At 37.6% G+C, this 3,369-nt stretch carries 3 protein-coding genes; all 3 read right to left on the bottom strand.

What is annotated here, in order from left to right:
- Nucleotides 1-285 precede the first annotated feature (285 nt).
- From HGC4_RS04035 to HGC4_RS04025, 3 genes are read right to left on the bottom strand one after another with little or no spacing between them, the layout of a single operon-like run.
- Nucleotides 286-1,110, bottom strand: coding sequence for a hypothetical protein (locus tag HGC4_RS04035; protein ID WP_050708842.1), 825 nt, complete (start codon nucleotides 1,108-1,110; stop codon nucleotides 286-288).
- 30 nt (nucleotides 1,111-1,140) lie between these two features.
- A complete protein-coding gene (locus HGC4_RS04030; protein WP_050708841.1) occupies nucleotides 1,141-2,004 on the bottom strand; it encodes a hypothetical protein in 864 nt (287 codons plus the stop codon).
- Between the two features lie 31 nt (nucleotides 2,005-2,035).
- Nucleotides 2,036-2,842 carry a hypothetical protein gene (locus HGC4_RS04025; RefSeq protein ID WP_050708840.1) on the bottom strand — a complete coding sequence of 269 codons (807 nt, stop codon included), beginning with the start codon at nucleotides 2,840-2,842 and terminating at the stop codon, nucleotides 2,036-2,038.
- Nucleotides 2,843-3,369: the final 527 nt, after the last annotated feature.

The raw sequence follows: 3,369 nt of genomic DNA, 5'->3' as shown, positions 1-3,369 counted from the left end.
TAGATATGTTTGTTAATTTACTCACCATCATAAGTGTAAAGAGTTATTATACAGATGCAAATATAGAAATACTTTTAATATCAATCAACCACATTTCAAATTTTTAATTAAATAAATGAAAATAAAAAAATTATCAAACCCACTATTTATATCTAAATAAATAAACCTAAAGCCTCCTTTCGATGGGCATGGCGAACCCTATCTAAAGTAAAAATTCCCCTAAACTAATTGAAAGGGGAATTTCTCTGATATGTATAATAATACATTTAATTTTAATATGCTCCTTTACATCTCAGCAATAGTAAGAACATTTAAAGAAGCATCTGTAGATAAGACAGGATTCACGGCTGATGTTATATAAACCCCTGCTTGAAGCTGCTGACCTGCTGTAAGATAAAACAATCCTTTACAGGTATTAGTCAGATTAATAGACGTTACTGTACTCAAATAAGGCACAACTGTTTTTAAAGAAATAGAACCTCCTGTTAAAGTAAGTTCGTACTGAGCTCCGCTCGACATAGAATTAGGCTGAAAGACAGCAGTTACCGAAGCACTATAAACCCCATTACGAGGAGCTACAAAAAAACCGGTAACAGCATCAAAACTTCCTGTTTTATCATAACTCTTTGTCCATTTAGTAAGACGACTACTTGCTACACCATTTACAGTAGTAAGTGCTTGCCCCGAAGAGTTACGCGCAATTACCATTGCCCTATCAGGATTGGCTTGCAGAGTTAACCAAGTCTCACCATCAGAATATTGCAAAGTCTTAGATGTCTCCTCATATCTTATGGCTCCCGCTCCAGCATTGGCTGCTGTAAGAGTAGTGTAACCTATACCGATAGCATTTTCTTTCGATAGATTATCGGCTCTCAGATCGAGCTTCACCAATGGATTAGATGCTCCTACACCGATATAACCATCATTTCGGATTTGCATCGTTTCGTAATTATCCGAATTACTGGTTACAAAAGCTTTACCCGTAGAAACCGATGTTGAAGACAAAACTTCGAGTACAGCATCGGGGGTTTCTGTATTGATACCTATCTGAGCTTGGATGGTCAGAAAGGGTAAAAGAAATAATATTGAACTGATATAATAATTTTTCATAGAAAACTAAGCTTTAATTAAACAACATAATCATTGTGCAAAAATGGATAATTGATTAAAACCAGTATCCGAATTAGGAGATGATGGTGAATAACCATACACTCTCATAGATTTAGTCCCTCCCAGATTGTGCCATACCTCAGGCCATAGAGTATCTCCTGCCGCAAGCTGAATGGTTCCCGAGCAGGTAATCCCACCTTGTCCCATACCAGTATCAGGATAAGCTTGAATACATCTCACCGTACGCCCATTACTTGCAACCCATCTGCCCTCAACATATTTATTAGCTTGTATTGCAATAGCTCTGTTGAAAGACAGGGTAAAAGACACCACATATAGTCCATCAACAGGAGCTTTATAGACAGAATTAGAAGTATTAAAAGCTCCGTGACTATCGTATGACGGCACAAAACCAGTCAAACGAGTTGTAACATTACTAGGGTAAGAGCCTGCAACATAATTATTAGGAGCTACGACACAAGGTCTTAAGGCTGACGATTGTAAACGAAACCATTGAGTACCATCCGAATAGTGTATCTCTTTCGTTCCAGACATATATCGTATAGCTCCCCCGCCTACCGACGAGGCTGTATTAGTAGTTGTGCCAATAGCCACAATAGGGTTTGCTCCCCCGCCCCGCAAATCTAATCTTACAGATGGTGCAACCTGTCCTACTCCCAACCTACCATTGTCCAACATGGTAAGAATCTCGGTACCACTAGAGTTTACAACTCGTAAAGTTTTCTGAGCTGCTGTATTCCCCTTGCCTTTTACTTCAAAGGTTGCTCTGGGAGAGACTGTATTAATACCAACACTCTGAGACCATATATTTGAGGGTATCACTGCAATACAAAAAAGCAATGCAACAATCTTATTCAATCTTTTAGTTTTCATAAATCTTACTTATTTTAATTAAATACTCCAATCAGAGTTCGACTATTGTTAGATTGTTATAGCCTACTTTTATAACTTTCGCAATCCCCATATTATGCCATAAAGCAACATATAAGGTTTCACCTGAGGCTAATGTGAAGTTGCCCGAACATTGTACTCCAGCCGAAAAATTGCCTGCCGCATTAAAAGTTGTAATACTCTTTACTTGCTGCCCTCCGGATGCTATAAGCGATGCTTGCAGTTGGGTCTTTGCATTTATCGCACCATCATTTAGTATTATATTTAAAGAAACGGAATAGACCGAACTTCTTTGTGCTGTAAAAATACCTGTCGTGGGATTAAAACTATTCGTAAGATCCGATACCAAAACCCAATTCTTTATCGTATTAGTTGTATTATTGGCAAAGCTCTGCGTTGCAGTAGCAATGTCCGCAACGATAAAAGTTTTTATATAATCAGAAGCCAATTCTTTCCAAACAGTATTGTCTGAAAGAAACAACGATTTAGTATTCAGATCGTACTTTACAGCTCCACCCTTGGCTGTCGCAGCAGTTTGATTACTCTCACCAACTGCCATAATGGAATTGTTTTTGCCATCCCTTAAATCGAACAGAACAGTGGGTGAAGCAACTCCCGAAGTTACGATACGCCCATCATCACGTACATCAAATATATTTACAGCCGAATTATTTTTTATTGATAAAGCCTTTGTTAATGCAGTATTTCCTTTCGACTGAATTTCTAATATCGCCTGCGGAGTATTAGTGTTTATACCCACCTGAGCTAAGCATAACCCAATGGATAATAAACTAAAGATGAATAAAAAACTCTTTTTCATTGTAGTAATTCTTTTATATGTGTTTGATTTTTTCGTAGAAAGAACTGTTCTGTTCTCCCAATAAGCAATCTTGTTTGCTCAGAAAATAAATAAATGATCGTCATTAAAACAGATGTAATAAGGCATAGCAACTCACTCCGCCCTCCTCTTAAAGAGAGGAAAACGGAATGATACTTGCTACCCAATGCCTTCAATATTAAAAGAAAGCAAACAGGAATAAGCAGTAGCTTGTAATCACGACAAACCACTACCACACATAGTTTTACCACAAATAAGCCTTGTATCTGTACAGATTCTGAACGACAACAAAAAAAACAAAAAGCTGTACAAGAAGCTTCTATGGAAGAACTATTAAAGTATTTATTGGGGAAATATTTTCGGCGATTAGGGTCAGTGTCAAAAACACACAGACGCAAAAAAAGACGGAAAAATCCGCCTAAAATATTTTTATTACCAGCGTGGTTGCTAGTTAGTCTCTCTCTCTCTCTCTCTCTCTCTCTCTCTCTCTCTCTAATATTTCAACGCAC

It is taken from the genome of Dysgonomonas sp. HGC4 (assembly GCF_001261715.1).
Classification (GTDB): Bacteria; Bacteroidota; Bacteroidia; order Bacteroidales; family Dysgonomonadaceae; genus Dysgonomonas_A.
The sequence above is the reverse complement of the archived record's forward strand: the minus strand, read 5'-3'. Positions and strand labels throughout refer to the sequence as shown.

What these genes read in the sequence shown, in the direction of transcription:
- HGC4_RS04030 (WP_050708841.1), bottom strand. Translation starts at nt 2,004, where the DNA reads ATGAAAACTAAAAGATTGAATAAGATTGTTGCATTGCTTTTTTGTATT.
- HGC4_RS04025 (WP_050708840.1), bottom strand. Translation starts at nt 2,842, where the DNA reads ATGAAAAAGAGTTTTTTATTCATCTTTAGTTTATTATCCATTGGGTTA.
- HGC4_RS04035 (WP_050708842.1), bottom strand. Translation starts at nt 1,110, where the DNA reads ATGAAAAATTATTATATCAGTTCAATATTATTTCTTTTACCCTTTCTG.